The following is a 19,172-nucleotide window of genomic DNA, read 5'->3' on the forward strand; positions in this document are numbered from 1 at the left end:
TGCCGTCAGCCGGCCCGTTCCGGCTAGGCCGCGAGCACCCGGTCGTCGACCAGCGACAGGAAGGCGCGGCGTGCCGGCACCAGGAAGCGCTCGTCGCCCGCCGGGTCCGCGACGAACGCCCGGGTGATGAGCGCGTCGAGCACCTCGAGGGCGATGTCGAGCCGTGCGGTGAGGCTCTCAGCGTCGAGGTCGTCGTACGCGACCGTCATGGCGTCCGCGATGGAGCGCGCGAGGCGCGCCTTTGCGGGCTCCGGGCGTCCGGCGTCCCGCAGATCCAGCACATCGCCGAGGCGGATGGACCGGAACCCCGGCTCGGTGCGGAACATGTCGAGAACGACATCGGCGACCGTGCCGAGTGCGTCCAGCGCACTGCCGACGGCCTCAGGGATGGCGGCGTCGATCCGCTCTTCCAGCCGCTGCAGATTCCGTTCGGCGAGCGCCTGCAGGAGGGTGACGCGGTCGGGGAAGTACCGGTAGACGGTGCCGATCGATGCACCGGCTCGCTCGGCGACCAGCGCTGTGGTGAGCCGCTCCATGCCTACGTCGTCGAGCGTCGACGCCGCGGCGTCGAGCAGGGCGGCGAGCCGTGCAGCGCTGCGCGCCTGGACCGGCGCATTGCGCAGCAGACGCTTCTCGTCGCCCGCAGCGGGCGGCAGAACCTCCTCGGACACGGACCACCCCTCATCTGCTCGTGCCTGAACTTTTCGATCCTACGCCCCCGGTGAGGGGGCGCTTCGCTGGGGGCATACTCACGGTCCGGTGTTGCCGACGTGAAAGACTGGACGAATGGCACGCCAGCGCAGCGCAGCGGCTCGATCGTACGACGAGACGGCGCAGAAGCCCGCGATCGTGCATTGGGCCGCCCGCATGGAGGACCGATTCCACGATCTCCGCGAGCGCCGCGCCCGCCGCCGTGGGACCGGACCCGTCGTCATCCCGTACACCGGGTACGGCGGCGACGGGTGGGTGCGCATCCTCGGGCGTGTGCTGCTCTCCCGGGCGCACACCCACAATGCGCCACAGTACAAGGGCATCCGCGGCTGGCGCAGCTTCCTCAGCATCCCCGTCAAGCGCGCCAAGGTCACGGTGACGGCGGGCGGCAAGGAACACGTGGTCGTGGCCGACCGGGGCGGCGTGCTCGATGCCGATGTGACGGCGGACTTCCCCCCGGGCTGGCACGAGGTCACGCTCAGCATGAAGGGCGCCGAGACGGTGACCGCGCCGGTGTTCGTCAGCGGGGCGGACGAGCCGATCGGGATCATCTCCGACATCGACGACACGGTCATGGTCACCGCCCTCCCCCGCCCGTTCCTTGCGGCGTGGAACACGTTCGTGCTCAACGAGCACGCGCGGAACGCGGTGCCCGGAATGGCGGTGCTCTACGAGCGGCTCACTCAGCACTACCCCGGCGCCCCGGTGGTCTATCTCTCCACGGGTGCCTGGAACGTCGCACCGACCCTCACCCGCTTCCTGTCGCGGAACCTCTACCCCTCAGGCGCGCTGCTGCTCACCGACTGGGGTCCCACCCACGACCGCCTGTTCCGCAGCGGGCGGGAGCACAAACGCGCCAGCCTGCGCCGCCTCGCCACGGAGTTCCCCAACGTGAAGTGGCTGCTCATCGGCGACGACGGACAACACGACGAGGAGCTCTACGGCGACTTCGCCCTCGAGCATCCCACCCAAGTCGCCGCGGTCGCGATCCGGCAGCTCTCCACCAGCGAGGCGGTGTTCGCCGGTGGCCGCACGAAGGCGAGCGACCGGGCGAAGCAGACGAGCGTGCCGTGGGTCTACGCGCCGGACGGCAAGGGGCTGGCGGAGCAGCTCACCGCGGCTGGGCTGCTGCCCGGCGGTGAGCCTGCGATCGAGCTCGAGCCGGAGCCGGAGGAGAGCGCCCCGCCTCGCCCCGAGCCGGCGCCCTGAGGTCCCGTTCCGGTCGGGTGGCTATCCCTCCGTGCTCGCCCAGCCGTGCGGGCCGGTGGAGCCGGCCGGGTAGGTGTCCAGCGGCACATGCCCGGTCCGCCATTCCTCGAGCACCTCATCGACGATGCGCCAGCACTCCTCCGCCATGTCGCCGCGCACGGAGAGCAGCGGGTCGCCCTCCAGGATCCCGTGCAGCACCTCGCCGTAGGCGCTGAGCTCGCCCTTGCCGAAGGTGGCGTCGAGCGTCACCAGGTCGAGGTCGAACGGATTCCCCTCGCCGTTGATGACGAGATCCAGCTTGAGCATGTCCGGGTCGAGCCCGATCACGAGCCGAGCACGCCCTGGAGCCCCGGTGAGCCCGGTCAGCGCGTGGGGCACATCCCTGAAGGTCAGCACGATCTCTTTGCGCACCGACTCCATCGCCTTGCCGGAGCGCAGCACGAAGGGAACACCGGCCCACCGCCAGTTGTCGACCGCGACCGTCACCTCGGCGAGCGTCTCCGTCTTCCGCTCCGGGTCCACGCCCGGCTCGTCGGCGTACGCCGGGAACTCGCGATCCCCGACGATGCCCGCCTCATACCTGGCCCGCCGGCTGCCGCCGCGCATCGCTCGCGTCGCGCGAAGCGCTTGCGCCATCGATCCGCGCAGGTCCTCGGCGTCGAGCGTCGACGGCGGCTCCATCGCCACAAGCGCGAGGACCAGCAGCAGGTGGCTCTGGATCATGTCGACCATCGCCCCGGCGCGGTCGTAATACCCGGCCCGCCCCTCGAGACCGAGCGACTCGTCGTAGGTGATCTCCACCCGCTCGAGGCTCGATGCGTTCCAGACCGCCTCGAAGAGCCGGTTCGCGAACCGGAGGCCGAGGATGTTGAGCACCGTCGACTTGCCGAGGAAATGGTCCACGCGCTGGACCCTGCTCTCCGGCACCAGCCGCTGCAGCAGCCGGTTGAGGGTGCGGGCGCTCTTCAGCTCCGTGCCGAAGGGCTTCTCCAGGGCGAGGATGGTGTCGGGCGGCAGCTCGACGTGCTCGAGAGCGGCGCAGCTCAGCACCGTCACGTGCGGCGGGAGCGCGAAGTAGATCGCCGGTGGTCCGGCGCACTCGCCGAGCACCCGCTGGAGCGATCCGGAGTCCGTGACGTCCGCCTGCAGATACCGCGCCGCCTCGAGCACGACACGCGTCTCCTCGGGGTCCGCCCCGCCGACGTCGAAGGATCGCTTCACCTGCGCCTGCCAGTCCGCGTCGCTGCGCTCCTCCCGGTCGACCCCGATCAGCTCGAGGGAGGTGCCGCGTTCGCTGGAGAGCAGCTGGCCGATGCCCGGCAGCAGCAACCTGGAAGTCAGGTCACCGCCTGCTCCGAAGATCAAGAGGGTGCGCTTGGTGGTATCCATGAGCCAAGTGAACTCCGCCAAGATGGGACCATGCCGATGGCCATCGAAGACTACGCGCTCATCGGGGACTGCCACACCGCCGCACTGGTCGGAAAGAACGGCAGCATCGACTGGCTCTGCCTTCCCCGCTTCGACTCGCCCTCCGTCTTCGGAGCACTCCTCGGGGACGAGCGCCACGGCTCGTGGCTGCTGGCCCCGACCGACCCTGAGGCGACGGCGGTGCGGAAGTACCGTCCGGACACCTTCGTGCTCGACACCCGCTGGACCACCTCGACGGGCGAAGTGCAGGTGCTGGAGATGATGCCGCTCGGCGACCGGAGGGCGGATGTCGTGCGCCGTGTGCGGGGCATCCGGGGCACCGTGGACATGCACCAGGTGCTGCGGATCCGGTTCTGCTACGCGACCGCGATGCCGTGGGTGCAGCAGGTGGACATGGACGGCGAGAAGGTGCTGGTGGCGACCGCCGGTCCCGACGCGATCAAGGTTCGCGGTCCACGGTTCCGGCCGAGCGACCACTCGCACGCCGCGTACTTCCGGGTGTCCGAGGGCGAGACCGTCGACACGGTGCTCACCTGGTTCCCGTCGCACCGGCCGCCGCCCGAGCCGCTCGACGTCGACTCCCGGTTCGAGAGCACCAAGCGCTGGTGGCGCGACTGGGCGAACACCTGCGACATCCACGAGGAGTACCGGCAGGAGGTCAGCCGGTCGCTGCTGCTGCTGCGCGCCCTCACGCACGAGGACACCGGCGGCATCGTCGCCGCGGCGACGACGAGCCTGCCGGAGGAGATCGGCGGCAGCCGCAACTGGGACTACCGGTACGTGTGGCTGCGCGACGCGGCCCTGACACTCCAGGCCCTGATGCTGCACGGCTACGAGCGTGAGGCGCAGGGATGGCGCAACTGGCTGCTGCGGGCGATCGCCGGCGACCCGGCCGACATCCAGATCATGTACGGGATCGCCGGCGAGCGCCTGCTGATCGAGCGGGAGCTGGACAGCCTGCCCGGCTACCAGGGCTCCGCCCCGGTTCGTGTCGGCAACGCGGCGTTCCGCCAGTATCAGGGCGACATCTTCGGCGAGGTGATGATGGCGCTCCACGAGGCCCGGGAGCTCGGCATCGCCGAGGACCAGTTCTCCTGGGCGCTGCAGCGGGAGCTGCTGCGCTTCATCGAGGAGAACTGGGAACGGCCCGACAACGGCATCTGGGAGATCCGCGGACCGGAGCGGTCGTTCACGCACTCGCGCGTGATGCTGTGGGCGGCGCTGGCCTGCGGCATCCGGGGCGTGCTCGACCACGGGCTGAAGGGGCCGGTCGACCGCTGGATCGCGTTGAAGCAGCAGCTGGAGGACGAGATCGAGGCCCGTGGCTTCGACCGGGAGCGGAACACCTACACGCAGTACTACGGCGGGACCGCGGTGGACGCCTCCCTGCTGCAGCTGGCGCAGGTGGGCTACGTCGCCTACGACGACCCCCGGATGCTCGGCACGGTGGCCGCGATCGAGGAGGACCTCCTCCGCGACGGCCTGCTGCTGCGCTACCGCACCGAGACTGGCGTCGACGGGCTGCCGGGGAACGAGCATCCGTTCCTCGCCTGCTCGTTCTGGCTGGTGGAGCAGTATGCGAGGTCCGGCCGGATGCCTGAGGCGAGGAAGCTGATGGACCGGCTGGTGGGGATGGCGAACGACGTCGGGATGCTCTCCGAGGAGTACGACGTCGGGGAGGAACGGCACGTGGGCAACACCCCGCAGGCGTTCTCGCACCTCGCCCTGGTCCGCGCCGCCGACGCCATCTCCGGACGGCCGAACCCGCTCGACGCCGCCGCTCCGCTCGATGCCGCCGCTCCGCCGGACTGACCGCCCCGTGGCCGGGGCCGGCCATACGGGGTGCGTGATCCTCGGCGGACGCCTCCGACCCTGCGGGTGTCGAAGCGGCGCCGGTCACTCCGCCAGCGAGTGCCGAAGCGCCAGCACCCGCCGGGCGGCCTGATCGAGGCGCTCCTCAGGGATCCTGCCGGACTCCACGGCCTCGGCGAGGGCCTCCACGGCGGCGTCCACGTCGAGCGCGCCGACGTGCAGCAGCAGGTCGTTGCCCGCCTCCAGCGCCCGGACGGTGTTCTCCACCGGGTCGGCGAACTCGGCCTCGCCGGAATGCTCGAGCATCCCGAGGTCATCCGTCACCGCGACGCCCTCGAACCCGAGGTCGTCACGGAGGATCTCGTGCCACCGGGTCGACATCGTCGCCGGTGCCGGGTCGATCGCGTCGAACCGGAGGTGCCCGAACATGACCAGCTCCGCTCCCGCGTCGATGCCCGCCTCGAACGGCAGCGCGTGGGTGGCACGCCACTCCTTCTCGCCCATTCCGGTGCCCGGGATGGAGGAATGTGAGTCGCCCGGCGCGACACCGTGGCCCGGGAAGTGCTTGAGGGTCGAGAGCACCCTGCCCCGCTCGCCCCGCACCGCGGCGGCGACCCTGGGCGCCGCCTCCACCGGTGTGTTCCCGAGGGTGCGCGAGCGGATGAATGACCCGTGCTGGCCGGTGGCGTCCGCGACGATGCCGAAGTTGACGTTCACGCCGAGGCCGGCGAGGAGCTCGGCCCGGTCCTCGAATGCAGAGCGGGTCTCGTTCGCGGGCCGCGAGCGGAGCCGGCCGGCGGCCGGACCGTCGTCGGAGTGCACGCGACGAACGATGCCGCCCTCCTGGTCGATGGCGATCAGCGGCGGCAGCTCCGGGTCGGTCACGAGCGCGTCGGTGATCCTCGCGAGCCTGCTGTCCGGGACCGGCACGTTGTCGCCCATCAGGATCAGGCCGCCGAGCCCGTTCCCCTCCACGAGACCCCTCAGTGCGTCGACATCCGTTCCCCCGGTGTGCAGCATGAGCACGCTCGCCGCTTTCTCGGCCACCGTCATGGCTGAGAGGCGGCGGAGCACGAACGCCCGTGCGGGGTTCTCGTTCATCTGCACCGCCCGCGGCCTCGCCGGTTCCGAAATCAGCGGCGCGGTCGCCCGTGGGGGCACCGCGGCGCATCCGGTCACCACACAGGCGACCGCGAGCGCGGCGATCAGCGCCGACCTGAACCGAGCGAGCATCGGGCGAGCGCAGCCGTTCAGATCCAGCCGAGGCTCGCGAAATCCTCCGCGGTGAGGCCGAAGCGGGTGGAGTTGTTCGCCACGTGGGCTCGCAGCTGGTCGGTGTCGACATCGTCGCGCACGATCAGCGTGACGCCATCCGGGAAGACCATCGACTTCTCGGTGCGGATCGTGACCACGTGCCCGGCCTCGCTGACGCCTCCGACACTCCACCGGCCTTTCACGAAACGGCGAAGGCCCGTGCCGCGGCGGACGAACCCGTTCCCCGTCCACCGGCTGCGGCCGTAGACGGCCTTCTCCTCGCCGTCCTCCGTCTCGAAGCGGATGACGCTGGCAAGCACGAGTGGATCCTTCTTGACCACCTCGTACTCGACGCTGGGGTTCAGGTGTGCCGTCAGCAGCCAGACGGGGAAGTTGGTGGCGAGGATCACCCAGCGACCGGGCAGCAGCTCCGCGAGGGCTCGGTCGTCTAGCGTCTCCATCCCGACAACCGTATACCGGGATCGCGCGGCACGACCCGGCGCACCGGCGCGTCGCTACGATGACCGACATGCGATGGCAGCCACGGTCTCTCGCGCTCGCGACGCACCCCGGGCCGACCGTCGCGGTGACGCTGATCGTCGTGGTGCTCGCCGCCGGAGTCGGGCTCGACCCGTGGCGGATCGCGCTGCTCGGTGCGGTGCTGCTGCTGAACCAGCTCTCGGTCGGGCTCTCGAACGACTGGCTCGACGCGGAGCGCGACCGCGCGGTCGGCCGCACCGACAAGCCGGTGGCGCTCGGTCTCGTGCCGGCAAGCGCCGTCCGGCTGGCGGCGTTCGCGACGGCCGGGATGGCGGTGATCCTCAGCATCCTGCTCGGGCCGGCAGCGGCACTCGCCCACGCCGTGTTCCTGGCGGCTGGATGGTCGTACAACCTGGGCCTCAAACGTACGCCGCTGTCGGTGCTGCCCTATGGCATCGGGTTCGGCACCCTGCCGGCTGTGGTGACGCTCAGCGCCGAGGACCCGCGTGGCGCCGCCTGGTGGGCGATCGGAGCCGGGGCGGCACTCGGGGTGGCTGCGCACTTCGCCAACGTGCTGCCCGACCTCGAGGACGACGCCCGCACCGGCATCCGCGGGCTCCCGCACCGGCTCGGCCGAGCTCCGACCGAGGCGATCACCTGGATCGCGCTCGTCGCCGCGGCAGCACTCGTTGCGCTCGGCAACGCCGCGAGATCCCCGGTCGCGATCGCCGGACTCGTCGCCGTCGTGGTCATCGCCGTCGTCGGCGTGGCGGTCGGCCGCTCCGCCGCCGCGCGCGGCGGTCCGGCCACCCGGCTGTCGTTCCGGCTGATCCTGGCCGCCGCGGTGCTCGTCGTGCTGCTGCTCGCGCTCGATGGCGACGCGATTCTCGCCTGAACGCCGCGCTCGCAGCCCGGTCACATCCGCTTCGCGACCTCGTCGATCACCCGCGGGTAGGCGAGCACGCGGAAATGGCCGACGAACGGCAGCGGCACGTTCTCCGCGCCCTGCAGCGGGCTCCCGCCCGGGATGTACTGGTCCGCCTCGCTGTACAGCGAGGTGATCCGGCGATTGGCCTCCAGCTCCTTCCCGAGCATGGTCAGCGTCGCGGCGCTCGGGTGGAACTCGCGGAGGGTGCGTCCGAGCGCGAACCGGGCGTACGGAGAGCCGGCGAACGGCGTGTTGATCGTGATCATCCGGTCGATGCGCTTCTCGCGGTCGTCGACGACCATCATGTGCTTGCCGATGAGCCCGCCCTTGCTGTGCGCGACCAGGCGCACGTCGGTGAGGTCGTTCTCGCGCAGGTACCGCTGCGCTGCCTTCGCACCATCGGGCACCGAGCGGATGTTGAAGCCGAGGGTGTGCACGACGTGCACCGGATGCCCGTCTGCGTTCAGTCGCTCGGCGATGTGCCGCATGAACTGCCAGCTCTCGTACACGCCCGGGAGGAGCATCACCGGCGCCTTGGTGCCGGTGATGAAGCGCCGGGTGTCGCTCCTGCCGAAGATGTGGCGCACCTGCGCGTCGGTCGCGTAGAGGTAGTCGGAAACCCACGAGAGCGGATTGCGCATGGTCGGCATCAGTGCGAGTGCTGCACCAGCAGCCGGCTGACCCGAGCCTCGTCGGTGAACATGACGACGTGGGGTCCGGCGACCTCTGCGAACTCCCCGTCGACGGCGGATTCGGCCAGCGCCTCGCACCATTCCCTCGGTGCGATGGGGTCGTTCCGGCCGCGCATGACCAGAACCCGCGCGGTCAGCTGCGGCATCCGCTTCTCGATGTGGTCCTCGAACAGGTTCGGCAGCTGCTTGATGTAATAGGGAAGTCCGCACCGGAACAGGTAGTCGATGCCGACGATGCCCTTCACCCGCCACGGGTCGAGGACCATCTCGATCGTCAGCCGCCAGATGTGCCGCGCGACCGAGCGGGCCTTCGCCTCGGTGGTCGGCCCGATCAGCACCACGCGATCCGTGATGCCCGGGTCTTGCTCGACGAGGGCTGCGACGATCTGGCAGCCCATCGAGTGGCCCACCAGCACGGGCCGCGTGATGCCGTGCCGCCGCAGGAACTGGGCGACGACCCGCGCGTGGTCTTCGATGCTCGGGTTCCGCGGTGGTTTCGGCGCGGTGCCGAATCCGGGCAGGTCGATCATCCACACATCGCCGTGCTGGGACAGCAGCCGGGCGACGGGCTCGAAGTACCGCTGCGACACCCCGATGCCGTGCACGAGGACGAACGGGCGGGCGGCGGCCGCACCGCGTGGTCCGGCGAGCCGCGTCACGTCGATCGTGAGGTCGTCAAAGGTTTCGCGTCGGGACACCGCGTCAGTCTAGGGAGGGCTTCCGGGGAGGGTGCCGAGTCTCCGACTCCGCTGAACGACCGGTATCGTCGCACCCATGCCGGAAGAGAACTGGGCGGGGAACCTGACGTACCGGGCTCGCGCGGTGCATCACCCCGGCAGTATCGAGGAAGTCCAGTCGTTGGTCGCGGGAAGCGACAGCATACGGGGGCTTGGGTCGCGGCACTCGTTCAGCGACATCGCGGACACGACCGGCGAACTGATCGTGCTCGACCGGCTCGACCCCGATGTGAGGATCGATCCGGCTGCCCGCACCGTCACCGCATCGGCCGGGCTCCGCTACGGCGACCTGGCCACGGCATTGCACGCCGAGGGCTGGGCGCTCGGCAATCTCGCCTCGCTTCCCCACATCTCCATCGCGGGCACCGTCGCGACCGGCACGCACGGCTCCGGAGTCGGCAGCCGATCGCTGGCGGCCGCGGTCGCCGCGCTCGAACTGGTGAGCGCCGACGGCGAGCTGCGCTGGATCCGGCGCGGCGACGCGGACTTCGACGGCGCCGTCGTCTCGCTCGGCGCGCTCGGGATCGTGACGCGGATGACGCTCGACATCGTTCCGGCATACGACGTGTGGCAGACCGTCTACGTCGGGCTCGCCTGGAGCACGGCGATCGACCACCTGGACGAGCTGCTCGGCAGCGCCTACAGCGTCAGCCTCTTCACGAACTGGGCCGACGCAGACATCCGGCAGGTCTGGCGCAAGAGCACGGCGGACGACGCGCCGGCCGAGCTGTTCGGTGCCGCCCCGGCGGTCGGCCAGCAGCACCCGGTTCCGGACGCCCCGACCGAGTTCACCACCGCGCAGGGCGGGGCGCCCGGCCCGTGGCACGAGCGCCTGCCGCACTTCAGGCTCGAGTTCACGCCGAGCGCCGGCGAGGAGCTGCAGAGCGAATACGTGATCCCCCGCCGCTTCGCCGCTGAGGCGATCACGGCGATGCGCGAGCTCGGGCCGCGGGTCGCGCATGCCATCCAGATCTCCGAGGTGCGGACGTTCGCGGCAGACTCGCTATGGCTGAGCGGTGCTGAGGGCACCGACGTGATCGCCTTCCATTTCACCTGGCGGAAGGACCCGGACCTCGTGCTGCCGCTCCTCCCCCGGTTGGAGGCGACGCTCGCACCCTTCAGCGCCCGCCCGCACTGGGGCAAGCTCTTCGCCGGCACGGGCGAGCAGGTCCGGTCGCTCTACCCCCGCTTCGCGGACTTCTCAGCGCTCCGCGACCGCCTCGACCCCCAGCGCAAATTCGACAACGACTTCCTCCGCCGCATCGTCGACCGTGGGGTCAGGAGGTGGTGACGAGCTCCAGCAGGCGGATGGCGTCGAAGGGGGCGTGCACCTTGACGTCGTTGTCGAAGTAGACGTAGACGTCCCGGCCCACGCCGTCCGGAGTGGAGGCGCCGGTCATCCAGCCGCGCACGTCGGCCGCCCAGCGTTCGAGCTGTTCGTCGGTGTAGCCGCTCACGTAGAGCTCCTCAGCGCCGTGCAGGCGCACGTAGACGAAGTCCGAGGTCACGTCCTTCAGAAGCGGCCATTTGCCCGCCGTGTCGGCGACGACGAGCGCCACGTCCTGCCGTCGCAGCAGTTCCACCAGCTCCGGTGTCTCGAAGGTCGGTGAGCGCACCTCCAGCGCGTGCCGGAGCGGCAGGTCAGCCTCGACCTCGACATGTGCACGGCCCTTCAGGCGAGCGTCGTGCGCGACCGCAAGCTCCGCCGCGGCCGTCGTCGAGCGCGGCAGCGCGGCCAGGAACGGCTCGAGGATCTCCGGATGGAACTGCAGCCGCTCCGGCAGCTGCCACAGCATCGGGCCGAGGGCCGGTCCGAGCGCCAGCACACCGGACGCGAGGAAGTTGGCGAGCGCCGTGTCGACGTTGCGCAGCTTCAGCATGTGGGTGATGTACCGGCTGCCCTTGACCGCGAAGACGAAGTCCTCCGGCACCTCCGCACGCCACCGCTGGTAGCTGCTCGGGCGCTGCAGCGAGTAGAACGACCCGTTCAGCTCCACTGAGGTCATCCGTTCGGCGGCGTACTCGAGCTCGCGGCGTTGTGGCAGGCCGGGCGGATAGAAGCGACCCCGCCACGACCGGTAGCGCCAGCCGGAGATGCCGATGAAGGCGCGCGGCCCGGAACTGGTCACCTTCGCAGGGTATCCGGCGGACACGTTTCACGTCCGGACGCCCCGGAGACCCCCAGCCGGAGCCGACGCGGGCCGATGCTAGCGTTGCCCCCGTGGGTGTTCGCATCGAGAAGGTCGACCTTCCAGGCATCGGCGTCCGGCACGACGTCGTGACAGCTGAAGGCCGGCGGGTCGCCGTCGTATCGCATCGCAACGGAGCGAGGGACATCGCACTGTTCGACCCGGACGACCCGGACGCCAGCACCGAATCCGTTCCCCTCACCGAGGAGGAGGCAGCGGCCCTCGCCAACGTGCTCGGCGCCTCGGTGATGATGCAGCAGCTGGCGGGCATCCGCGATCAGGCGGCCGGCCTCTTCACGGAGCAGATCTCCTTGCCGGCCGACTCCCCCTACGTGAGCTCGCCGCTCGGGCGGACGCGGGCGCGGACGAGGACCGGCGCCTCGATCGTCGCCATCCTCCGCGGGCACGAGGTCATCCCCTCCCCCACTCCCGACGTCGTGTTCCAGCCGAGCGACACCCTTGTCGCCGTCGGCACCAGAAAGGGCCTCGACGCCCTCTCCACGCTGCTCGCGCACGGCCCCAGCTGAGCCGACGCCATGCACCACACCACCCTTCTCTTCATCGAGGTTGGTGCGCTCCTCCTCGGACTCAGCCTGCTCGGCCGTGCCGCGGGCAAGTTCGGCATCTCGCCCATCCCGCTGTACCTGCTGGCCGGCCTCGCCTTCGGCACGGGCGGCATCCTCCCGCTGAACGCCGGTGAGGAGTTCTTCGAGATCGGCTCGCAGATCGGCGTGGTGCTGCTGCTCGTCATGCTCGGCCTCGAGTACACCGCCGACGAGCTGGTGGCGAGCCTCCGCCGCTCCCGCCGGGCAGGGCTGATCGACGGCGCGCTGAACGCCCTGCCGGGTGCCGCGTTCGCCCTGCTTCTCGGCTGGGGTCCGGTAGCCGCGTTCGCACTGGCCGGGGTCACCTGGGTGTCGTCGAGCGGCGTCGTGGCGAAGGTGGTCCGCGACCTCGGCCGTCTCGGCAACCGGGAGACGCCGACGGTTCTCTCGATCCTCGTCATGGAGGATCTCGCGATGGCGTTCTACCTGCCGGTGTTGTCGACGCTGGTCGTCGGCGCCGGCCTGCTTCAGGGCTCTTTGACTGTGGCGATCGCTGTGGCGGCCGTCACCATCATCCTCTTCCTCGCCCTGCGGCACGGGAGAGTCATCTCGAAGGTCCTCTCCGACCGGGACCCGGAGGCGCTGATTCTCGGTGTGCTGGGACTCACCATGCTCATCGCCGGGCTCGCGGAGGCGGTGAGCGTCTCGGCGGCGGTCGGGGCATTCCTCGTCGGCATCGCCATCTCCGGGCAGCTCGCGCACAGCGCGGTGGAAGTGCTGTCGCCGCTGCGCGACCTGTTCGCAGCGATCTTCTTCGTCTTCTTCGGGCTGGCCACCGACCCGAGGGAAATGGTGCCGGTGCTGCTCCCGGCAGCTGCCCTCGCGGTGCTCACGCTCGCGACGAAGACGCTGAGCGGATACCTCGCGGCCAAGCATGCCGGCATCGGGATCCCCGGCCGGTGGCGCACCGGGCTGACGCTGACCCCCCGGGGGGAGTTCTCGATCGTCATCGCCGGGCTCGCGATCAGCGCGGGCGTGGACACGCAGTTCGCGGCGCTCGCGACCGCCTACGTGCTGATGACGGTGATCGCGGGACCGCTGCTCGCCCGCGTTCCGGACACGCCGTGGTTCAAACGCGCGGTCCGTCGCCGACTCAGCGGGGAACCCCGCACCGCCGGCCCGACGGTCGAGGCGACCTCCCGTTCCGATTCGCCCGAGAAGGCACCCGGGGGCCCGGAACGGCCGTAGCGGCTTACAGCACCGACTTGGTGTGCCAGACCGTCTTCGTCTCGGTGAAGGCCAGGATGCGCTCCAGGGACCCGGCCGCCCAGTCCGCACCGCCATCCGGGCGCACCACCCGCTTCACGGTGTCCGCCGCGGCGATCTCGTACTCCACCCAATCCAGGCCGGCCGCGCCGAACAGGTCCAGCGCATTGACGTCGGCGTGCGCGGCGAGCCACGGGGCGAGCTCCGCGACCGGGCCGGTCAGCACGTTGACGACTCCCCCGGCCACGTCGCTGGTGGCGAGCACTTCACTGAGGGTGATCGCCGACAGTGGCGCGACCTCGTTCGCGACGACCACGACGGTGTTGCCGGTGACGAGCGCGGGCGCCACGACGCTGACGAAGCCGAGCAGCGTCGCGACGCGGTGCTGCGGTGCGAGCACCGCGACGACGCCCGTGGGCTCAGGCACGGTCAGGTTGAAGTAGGGCCCTGCGACCGGGTTGGCGTTCCCCGCGACCTGGGCGACCTTGTCCGTCCAGCCTGCGTACCAGACCCACAGGTCGATCGCCGCGTCGACCTGCTCGGACGCCGCGGCGCGGGAGACGCCCTCCGCCTCCATGATCTCCGCCACGAACTGCTCGCGCCGTCCCTCGAGCAGCTCCGCGATGCGGTACAGCACCTGACCGCGGTTGTAGGCCGACGCGCCCGCCCAGGAGCCCATCGCGGCACGGGCCGCACGCACCGCATCCCGGGCATCCTTGCGGGACGCCCACGCGGCGTTCGCGACGAACGAGCCGTCTTCGGCGTTGACGATGTACGACCGGCCCGACTCGCTGCGCGGGAACGCCCCGCCGATGTAGAGCTTGTAGGTCTTCAGAATTGGCAGGCGGCTCACTGGTCTGATCCGTTCGCGGGGATGCGCAGCGCGGCGGGCGCCGGCTGCAGGTAGGAGGCGAGCCCCGGCCGACCGCCCTCGCGGCCGTACCCGGACTCCTTGTAGCCGCCGAACGGCGACGTCGGGTCGAACTTGTTGAACGTGTTCGTCCAGATGACGCCGGCACGAAGCTTGTCGGCGATCGCGAGGACGCGGGATCCCTTGTCGCTCCAGATGCCGGCCGACAGCCCATAGGGCGAGTTGTTGGCCTTGGCCACTGCCTCGTCGGGGGTGCGGAAGGTCAGCACCGACAGCACCGGACCGAAGATCTCGTCGCGTGCGATCCGGGAGCTGGTGGACACTCCGGTGAAGATCGTCGGTGCGAACCAGAAGCCCTTCGCGGGCAGCTCGCACGGGGCGCTCCATCGGTCGGCGCCCTCTTCCACGCCGATGTCGGTGAGCGTCGTGATGGTCTTCAGCTGCTGCGCGGAGTTGATGGCGCCGACATCGGTGTTCTTGTCCAGCGGATTCCCCAGGCGCAGGGTCGAGAGGCGGAGCTTCAGCCGCTCAACGACCTCGTCGTGCACGTTCTCCTGCACCAGCAGCCGCGATCCCGCGCAGCAGACCTGGCCCTGGTTGAAGAAGATCCCGGACACGATGCCCTCGACCGCCTGGTCGATCGGCGCATCGTCGAACACGATGTTCGCACCCTTGCCGCCGAGCTCGAGGGTGAGCTTCTTCGACGTCCCGGCGACGCCGCGCGCGATCTGGCGGCCGACGTTCGTCGAGCCGGTGAACGCGACCTTGTTCACGTCGGGATGGGTGACGAGCGCCTGACCGGTCGCGCCGCCGCCGGAGATGATGTTGACGACACCCGGCGGCAGGTCGGCCTGCTGCAGGATCTCGGCGAAGAGGATCGCGGTGAGCGGTGTGGTCGGGGCCGACTTCAGCACGACGGTGTTGCCCGCGGCGAGCGCCGGGGCGATCTTCCACGCCAGCATCATGAGCGGGAAGTTCCAGGGGATCACCTGCCCGGCGACACCGAGCGCCCGCGGGTTCGGACCCATCCCGGCGTAGTCGAGCTTGTCCGCCCACCCCGCGTAGTAGAAGAACCACGCGGCGACCGTCGGGATGTCGAAGTCGCGGGTCTCCTTGATCGGCTTGCCGTTGTCGACGGTCTCCGCCACCGCCAGCTCACGGCTCCGCTCCTGCACGAGCCGGGCGATGCGGTAGAGGTACTTCGATCGCTCGGAGCCGGTCAGCTTCGACCAGACGTTCTCGTAGGCCGCACGGGCCGCCTGAACCGCCCGGTCGACGTCCGCCTCGTCCGCCGACTGCATCGTGGCGAGGTGCTCCTCGGTGGCGGGGTTGATGGTGGGGAACGGCGTGCCGTTCCCGTCGACGAAGTCGCCGTCGATGAACAGCCCGTAGTCGGACTTCAGCTTCAGGATCGACGCCGATTCCAGAGCGGGGGCGTAGTCGAGAAATGACATGAGAGCGGTCCTTGTCAGTCGAGAGTGACGTAGTCGGGGCCGGAGTAATGGCCGGTGCGAACCTTCTGACGCTGCAGCAGCACGTCGTTCAGCAGGCTGGAGGCGCCGAAGCGGAACAGGTGCGGGTCCAGCCACTCCTCGCCGACCGTCTCGGCGACGGCGACGAGGTACCGCACCGCATCCTTGGCGGCGCGGATCCCGCCCGCCGGCTTCACGCCGATCTTCTCGCCGGTGAGACGGTGCCAGTCGCGGACGACTTCGAGCATGAGGAGCGTCATCGGCAGGGTCGCGGCGGGCGACACCTTGCCGGTGGAGGTCTTGATGAAATCGCCGCCGGCGAGGATGGCGAGCCAGGAGGCGCGACGCACGTTGTCATACGTGGCGAGCTCACCGGTCTCGAGGATCACCTTCAGGTGGGCGTAGCTGCCGTCTGTACGGCGGCAGGCTTCTTTCACCGCCGCGATCTGCTCGTACACCGTGCTGTAGCGGCCGGCGAGAAACGCCCCGCGGTCGATGACCATGTCGATCTCATCCGCCCCGTCGGCGACCGCTTCTGCGGTGTCACGCAGCTTGATGTCGAGCGACGCCCGCCCGCTCGGGAACGCGGTCGCGACGGCGGCCACGTTGATGCCGTCGTCACGTCCGGCGGAGTGCGCCGATCCGAGCGCCTCCACGGCGTACGGCACCATGTCGCCGTAGACGCAGACGGCGGCGACGCGTGGGCAGGCCGGGTCGGTCGGGTCCGGCAGCAGCGCCTTGGCGACCAGCGAGCGCACCTTCCCCGGAGTGTCCGCGCCCTCGAGCGTGGTCAGGTCGATCAGCTCGATGATCCGGTCGAGTGCCCACGCCTTCGAGGTGGTCTTGATCGACCGGGTCCCGAAACTCCCGGCCCGTGCTTCCAGCCCGACCGCGTCGATCCCCGGGATCCCCTCGAGGTAGCGGCGAAGACTCGAGTCGTTGACGATTCCGCCGACGATCTTCCCCGCACGGTCCACTTTGGCGAGCGTGGTTGCTGGCGTGTCTTTGAGAGTCACCGGACTCTCCTCCCTTTCCGGTTCACCCCGCGAGAGGCGTAACGACCAGTATCCCGCACCGGCCCTCCGGCCGCTCGCCGGGCGTGGCAGTATGCCGTGGGCGAATGGCCGATGATCTTCTTCCCACAGACGGGTCGGCCTGACAGGATGGTCAGATGCTCTGAGCACCGCCTGATCGCCGTCCACCCCGATCAGACCGCCGCCAGCCTGACCTGCCGACCAGCACACCGCGTCGGCACGCGGGCGGGGCGCCCCTCTCTCAGCAATCGCGACGCCGCGGAACGTGTCCCGTTCGCGTGCACAGACAAGGACCCAAGTGACCGAAGAACTCCTCGAAACGGAGAAGCCCCAGCCGGTGCGGCTGCCGGCTCGAGACAAGCTCGTCATCACCATTCTGCTGGTGTCGGCGTTCGTCGTGATCCTCAATGAGACGATCATGAACGTCGCCCTCCCCCGGCTGATGGAGGATCTGCGGATCCAGCCGACCACCGGCCAGTGGCTCGCGACGGCCTTCCTGCTCACCATGGCGGTCGTCATCCCGGTGACCGGCTTCCTGATCCAGCGGTTCTCGACGCGCGCGCTGTTCCTCGCGGCGATGGGCCTGTTCACGACCGGGACGCTCGTCTGCGCGACGGCGCCCGGCTTCGAGATGCTGGTCGTCGGGCGAGTGGTGCAGGCCAGTGGCACGGCCATCATGATGCCGTTGCTCATGACGACGGTGTTGAACCTGGTTCCGCCGGCACGGCGCGGCGTGGTCATGGGCAACATCTCCATCGTGATCTCGGTCGCGCCGGCACTGGGCCCGACGGTGTCGGGACTGATCCTCAGCGTCTTCGACTGGCGATGGATCTTCTGGCTGGTGCTCCCGATCGCACTCGCGGCGCTGCTGATCGGGGGCCGGCGGATTCAGAACGTCACCACGCCTCGGCGGCTGCCGCTCGACATCCTCTCGGTGGTGCTCTCAGCGATCGCGTTCGGCGGTCTCGTGTTCGGGCTGAGCGGGCTCGGCGAGCCGGACGGCGTCGGCGGTGCCGGCGTCGCGGTGACCGCCGCGGGCGTGGGCGCGGTAACGCTCGCACTCTTCATCATCAGGCAGCTGCGGCTGCAGCGGGCCGAGCGGGCGCTGCTCGATCTGCGCACCTTCACGGAGCGCAACTTCACGTTCGCCATCGCGATGCTGTGCGCGAGCATGATCGCCCTCTTCGGCACCATCATCGTGTTGCCGATCTACATGCAGAACGTGCTCGGCCTCGAGCCGATCAGCGTCGGGCTGATCCTGCTGCCCGGCGGTCTCCTCATGGGCCTGCTCGGACCGGTGGTCGGACGGCTCTACGACCGGCTCAACCCGAAGGTCCTGGTGCTGCCGGGGGCGGTCCTCGTGAGCGGCGTGCTGTTCGGCTTGTCGATGGTGGGGCAGAACACCCCGGTGGTGCTGCTCGTCGCCGCCCACGTGGTCCTGAGCATGGGCCTGGCGTTGCTGTTCACCCCGCTCTTCAGTGCCGGGCTCGGGGCCCTGCCGCCGCACCTGTACTCGCACGGCAGCGCCACCGTGGGGACCCTGCAGCAGCTCGCCGGGGCCGCCGGCACCGCGCTGTTCATCGCCGTGCTGGCGATCGTGGCCGGCTCGGTGTCCCCTGGCGGCACGGAGGATGTCGCTGCGACCGCGGCGGGCGTCCGGGCCGCATTCCTGTGCGGTGCGGTCATCTCCCTTTCCGCGGTGGTGCTCGGCTTCTTCATCCGCAAGCCGGTCGACACCTCCGACGGCCACCACGGCGGAGGACACTGACCCGTCCTGCTTCTCCGAGCCGATCGAGGTCGGGTCAGGCGGGCGCGCGGCGGGCGGTGAGGGAGAAGACCGCCAGCGCGGCCAGCACACCCGCGGAGAAGCGCTCCACAACCATCAGGCGGAGTCTCGGAAACAGCCCGGTGAGCGCCCCGCCGAAGATGGCCCACATCGAATCGAACACCGTGGCGAGCGCGATGAACAGCAGCCCGAACACGATGAGCTGCAGCCACACCGGACCCACGGCCGGATCGGCGAACTGCGGCAGGAAGGCGAGGTAGAAGATCGCGGTCTTTGGGTTCAGGATGCCGATCGGAACGGCGCGGAGGAACGCAGAGCGCAGACCCCGTGCCGGAGCCGCCGTCGCGGTCAAGGCCCCGAGCGTCCCCGGTGTCCGGCTGCGCCAGGACCGCCAGGCGAGCCAGAACAGGTATGCAGCGCCCGCGATCTTCACGACGGTGAACGCCTCAGCGCTCGCCGCGATGAGCGCCGAGAGACCGAGCACGGTGCCGGCAACATGCACCAGATATCCCGCCTCGATGCCGAACGTCGACGCGAGCCCGGTGGAGCGCCCCGACCGGAGTGTCATCGCCAGGATGTAGGCGACCGACGGTCCGGGCGCGAGGATGAGCGGGATGCTGGCGGCGACGAAGAGGCCGAGCGATGCCATCGAGATCACCGCATCAGTCTGGCACCGCCCCCCGGTCACGGGCTCGCGGCGAATCGAGGGTTGCCCACTACCCTACGTACATGGCTGAGGACACTGGCGAGGCCGGGAT

General features: G+C 70.0%; 18 protein-coding genes. 7 read left to right on the forward strand and 11 right to left on the reverse strand.

The window, feature by feature from the left end; translation table 11 throughout:
- Positions 1-23: 23 nt before the first annotated feature.
- Entirely contained in the window at positions 24-671 is a 648-nt protein-coding gene (locus ACFFGH_RS10415) for a TetR/AcrR family transcriptional regulator (RefSeq protein ID WP_386667940.1), read from the reverse strand.
- A 115-nt stretch (positions 672-786) separates the two neighbouring features.
- Between ACFFGH_RS10415 and ACFFGH_RS10420 the strand changes: the two genes are divergently transcribed.
- Positions 787-1,920 carry an App1 family protein phosphatidate phosphatase gene (locus ACFFGH_RS10420; RefSeq protein ID WP_386667942.1) on the forward strand — a complete coding sequence of 378 codons (1,134 nt, stop codon included), beginning with the start codon at positions 787-789 and terminating at the stop codon, positions 1,918-1,920.
- Between the two features lie 21 nt (positions 1,921-1,941).
- Here the strand turns inward: ACFFGH_RS10420 and ACFFGH_RS10425 are convergent, their stop codons facing one another.
- Positions 1,942-3,309 (reverse strand): glucose-6-phosphate dehydrogenase, encoded by a 1,368-nt coding sequence (locus tag ACFFGH_RS10425; protein ID WP_386667944.1) that lies wholly within the window; start codon positions 3,307-3,309, stop codon positions 1,942-1,944.
- A 36-nt stretch (positions 3,310-3,345) separates the two neighbouring features.
- On the opposite strand from ACFFGH_RS10425, the gene ACFFGH_RS10430 reads away from it, so the two are divergent.
- Positions 3,346-5,160 carry a glycoside hydrolase family 15 protein gene (locus tag ACFFGH_RS10430; RefSeq protein ID WP_386667946.1) on the forward strand — a complete coding sequence of 605 codons (1,815 nt, stop codon included), beginning with the start codon at positions 3,346-3,348 and terminating at the stop codon, positions 5,158-5,160.
- A gap of 84 nt (positions 5,161-5,244) precedes the next feature.
- Here the strand turns inward: ACFFGH_RS10430 and ACFFGH_RS10435 are convergent, their stop codons facing one another.
- Positions 5,245-6,393 (reverse strand): glycoside hydrolase family 3 N-terminal domain-containing protein, encoded by a 1,149-nt coding sequence (locus tag ACFFGH_RS10435; RefSeq protein ID WP_386667947.1) that lies wholly within the window; start codon positions 6,391-6,393, stop codon positions 5,245-5,247.
- Between the two features lie 17 nt (positions 6,394-6,410).
- The gene (locus ACFFGH_RS10440) at positions 6,411-6,875 is read right to left on the reverse strand and encodes a hypothetical protein (protein WP_386667949.1); all 465 of its coding nucleotides are present in this window, start codon (positions 6,873-6,875) and stop codon (positions 6,411-6,413) included.
- A gap of 68 nt (positions 6,876-6,943) precedes the next feature.
- Here ACFFGH_RS10440 and ACFFGH_RS10445 point away from each other — a divergent pair, with 68 nt between their 5' ends.
- Positions 6,944-7,789 (forward strand): UbiA family prenyltransferase, encoded by an 846-nt coding sequence (locus tag ACFFGH_RS10445; protein ID WP_386667951.1) that lies wholly within the window; start codon positions 6,944-6,946, stop codon positions 7,787-7,789.
- Between the two features lie 20 nt (positions 7,790-7,809).
- Here ACFFGH_RS10445 and ACFFGH_RS10450 read toward each other — a convergent pair whose 3' ends face one another.
- Positions 7,810-8,463, reverse strand: a complete 654-nt coding sequence (locus tag ACFFGH_RS10450) for an esterase/lipase family protein (protein ID WP_386667952.1) — start codon at positions 8,461-8,463, stop codon at positions 7,810-7,812.
- Positions 8,464-8,471: 8 nt separating this feature from the next.
- Positions 8,472-9,212 (reverse strand): alpha/beta fold hydrolase, encoded by a 741-nt coding sequence (locus tag ACFFGH_RS10455; RefSeq protein WP_386667954.1) that lies wholly within the window; start codon positions 9,210-9,212, stop codon positions 8,472-8,474.
- 76 nt (positions 9,213-9,288) lie between these two features.
- Between ACFFGH_RS10455 and ACFFGH_RS10460 the strand changes: the two genes are divergently transcribed.
- Positions 9,289-10,542: a D-arabinono-1,4-lactone oxidase gene (locus ACFFGH_RS10460; RefSeq protein WP_386667956.1), complete on the forward strand. Its 1,254-nt coding sequence runs from the start codon at positions 9,289-9,291 to the stop codon at positions 10,540-10,542.
- Here ACFFGH_RS10460 and ACFFGH_RS10465 read toward each other — a convergent pair.
- Positions 10,529-11,380, reverse strand: coding sequence for a DUF72 domain-containing protein (locus ACFFGH_RS10465; RefSeq protein WP_386667958.1), 852 nt, complete (start codon positions 11,378-11,380; stop codon positions 10,529-10,531). The two genes, ACFFGH_RS10460 and ACFFGH_RS10465, sit on opposite strands and share 14 nt — an antisense overlap.
- 92 nt (positions 11,381-11,472) lie before the next feature.
- On the opposite strand from ACFFGH_RS10465, the gene ACFFGH_RS10470 reads away from it, so the two are divergent.
- Both ACFFGH_RS10470 and ACFFGH_RS10475 read left to right on the forward strand, forming a co-directional pair.
- Positions 11,473-11,967, forward strand: coding sequence for a cation:proton antiporter regulatory subunit (locus tag ACFFGH_RS10470; protein WP_386667960.1), 495 nt, complete (start codon positions 11,473-11,475; stop codon positions 11,965-11,967).
- A gap of 9 nt (positions 11,968-11,976) precedes the next feature.
- Positions 11,977-13,233 (forward strand): cation:proton antiporter, encoded by a 1,257-nt coding sequence (locus tag ACFFGH_RS10475; RefSeq protein ID WP_386667962.1) that lies wholly within the window; start codon positions 11,977-11,979, stop codon positions 13,231-13,233.
- Between the two features lie 4 nt (positions 13,234-13,237).
- Here the strand turns inward: ACFFGH_RS10475 and ACFFGH_RS10480 are convergent, their stop codons facing one another.
- Genes ACFFGH_RS10480 through deoC form a run of 3 tightly spaced genes read right to left on the reverse strand, consistent with a single transcriptional unit; the run spans position 13,238 to position 16,610 of the window.
- Positions 13,238-14,104, reverse strand: a complete 867-nt coding sequence (locus ACFFGH_RS10480; RefSeq protein WP_386667963.1) for an aldehyde dehydrogenase family protein — start codon at positions 14,102-14,104, stop codon at positions 13,238-13,240.
- Positions 14,101-15,576, reverse strand: coding sequence for an aldehyde dehydrogenase family protein (locus tag ACFFGH_RS10485; protein ID WP_386667965.1), 1,476 nt, complete (start codon positions 15,574-15,576; stop codon positions 14,101-14,103). Before ACFFGH_RS10485 ends, ACFFGH_RS10480 begins: the two co-directional genes overlap by 4 nt.
- A gap of 14 nt (positions 15,577-15,590) precedes the next feature.
- Positions 15,591-16,610: a deoxyribose-phosphate aldolase gene (deoC, locus tag ACFFGH_RS10490; RefSeq protein ID WP_386667966.1), complete on the reverse strand. Its 1,020-nt coding sequence runs from the start codon at positions 16,608-16,610 to the stop codon at positions 15,591-15,593.
- Positions 16,611-16,926: 316 nt separating this feature from the next.
- Here deoC and ACFFGH_RS10495 point away from each other — a divergent pair, with 316 nt between their 5' ends.
- Positions 16,927-18,396: a DHA2 family efflux MFS transporter permease subunit gene (locus ACFFGH_RS10495; RefSeq protein ID WP_386667968.1), complete on the forward strand. Its 1,470-nt coding sequence runs from the start codon at positions 16,927-16,929 to the stop codon at positions 18,394-18,396.
- A 34-nt stretch (positions 18,397-18,430) separates the two neighbouring features.
- On the opposite strand, the gene ACFFGH_RS10500 is transcribed toward ACFFGH_RS10495, so the two are convergent.
- Positions 18,431-19,063 (reverse strand): LysE family translocator, encoded by a 633-nt coding sequence (locus ACFFGH_RS10500; protein WP_386668953.1) that lies wholly within the window; start codon positions 19,061-19,063, stop codon positions 18,431-18,433.
- Positions 19,064-19,172 lie beyond the last annotated feature (109 nt).

The sequence above is a fragment of the Lysobacter korlensis genome (genome assembly GCF_042434515.1).

Bases quoted from the DNA above. Each gene is read 5' to 3' on its own strand.
- ACFFGH_RS10430 (WP_386667946.1), top strand. From the start codon at position 3,346: ATGGCCATCGAAGACTACGCGCTCATCGGGGACTGCCACACCGCCGCA.
- ACFFGH_RS10440 (WP_386667949.1), bottom strand. From the start codon at position 6,875: ATGGAGACGCTAGACGACCGAGCCCTCGCGGAGCTGCTGCCCGGTCGC.
- ACFFGH_RS10475 (WP_386667962.1), top strand. From the start codon at position 11,977: ATGCACCACACCACCCTTCTCTTCATCGAGGTTGGTGCGCTCCTCCTC.
- ACFFGH_RS10460 (WP_386667956.1), top strand. From the start codon at position 9,289: ATGCCGGAAGAGAACTGGGCGGGGAACCTGACGTACCGGGCTCGCGCG.
- ACFFGH_RS10485 (WP_386667965.1), bottom strand. From the start codon at position 15,576: ATGTCATTTCTCGACTACGCCCCCGCTCTGGAATCGGCGTCGATCCTG.
- ACFFGH_RS10435 (WP_386667947.1), bottom strand. From the start codon at position 6,393: ATGCTCGCTCGGTTCAGGTCGGCGCTGATCGCCGCGCTCGCGGTCGCC.
- ACFFGH_RS10500 (WP_386668953.1), bottom strand. From the start codon at position 19,063: ATGGCATCGCTCGGCCTCTTCGTCGCCGCCAGCATCCCGCTCATCCTC.
- ACFFGH_RS10445 (WP_386667951.1), top strand. From the start codon at position 6,944: ATGCGATGGCAGCCACGGTCTCTCGCGCTCGCGACGCACCCCGGGCCG.
- ACFFGH_RS10425 (WP_386667944.1), bottom strand. From the start codon at position 3,309: ATGGATACCACCAAGCGCACCCTCTTGATCTTCGGAGCAGGCGGTGAC.
- ACFFGH_RS10450 (WP_386667952.1), bottom strand. From the start codon at position 8,463: ATGCGCAATCCGCTCTCGTGGGTTTCCGACTACCTCTACGCGACCGAC.
- ACFFGH_RS10420 (WP_386667942.1), top strand. From the start codon at position 787: ATGGCACGCCAGCGCAGCGCAGCGGCTCGATCGTACGACGAGACGGCG.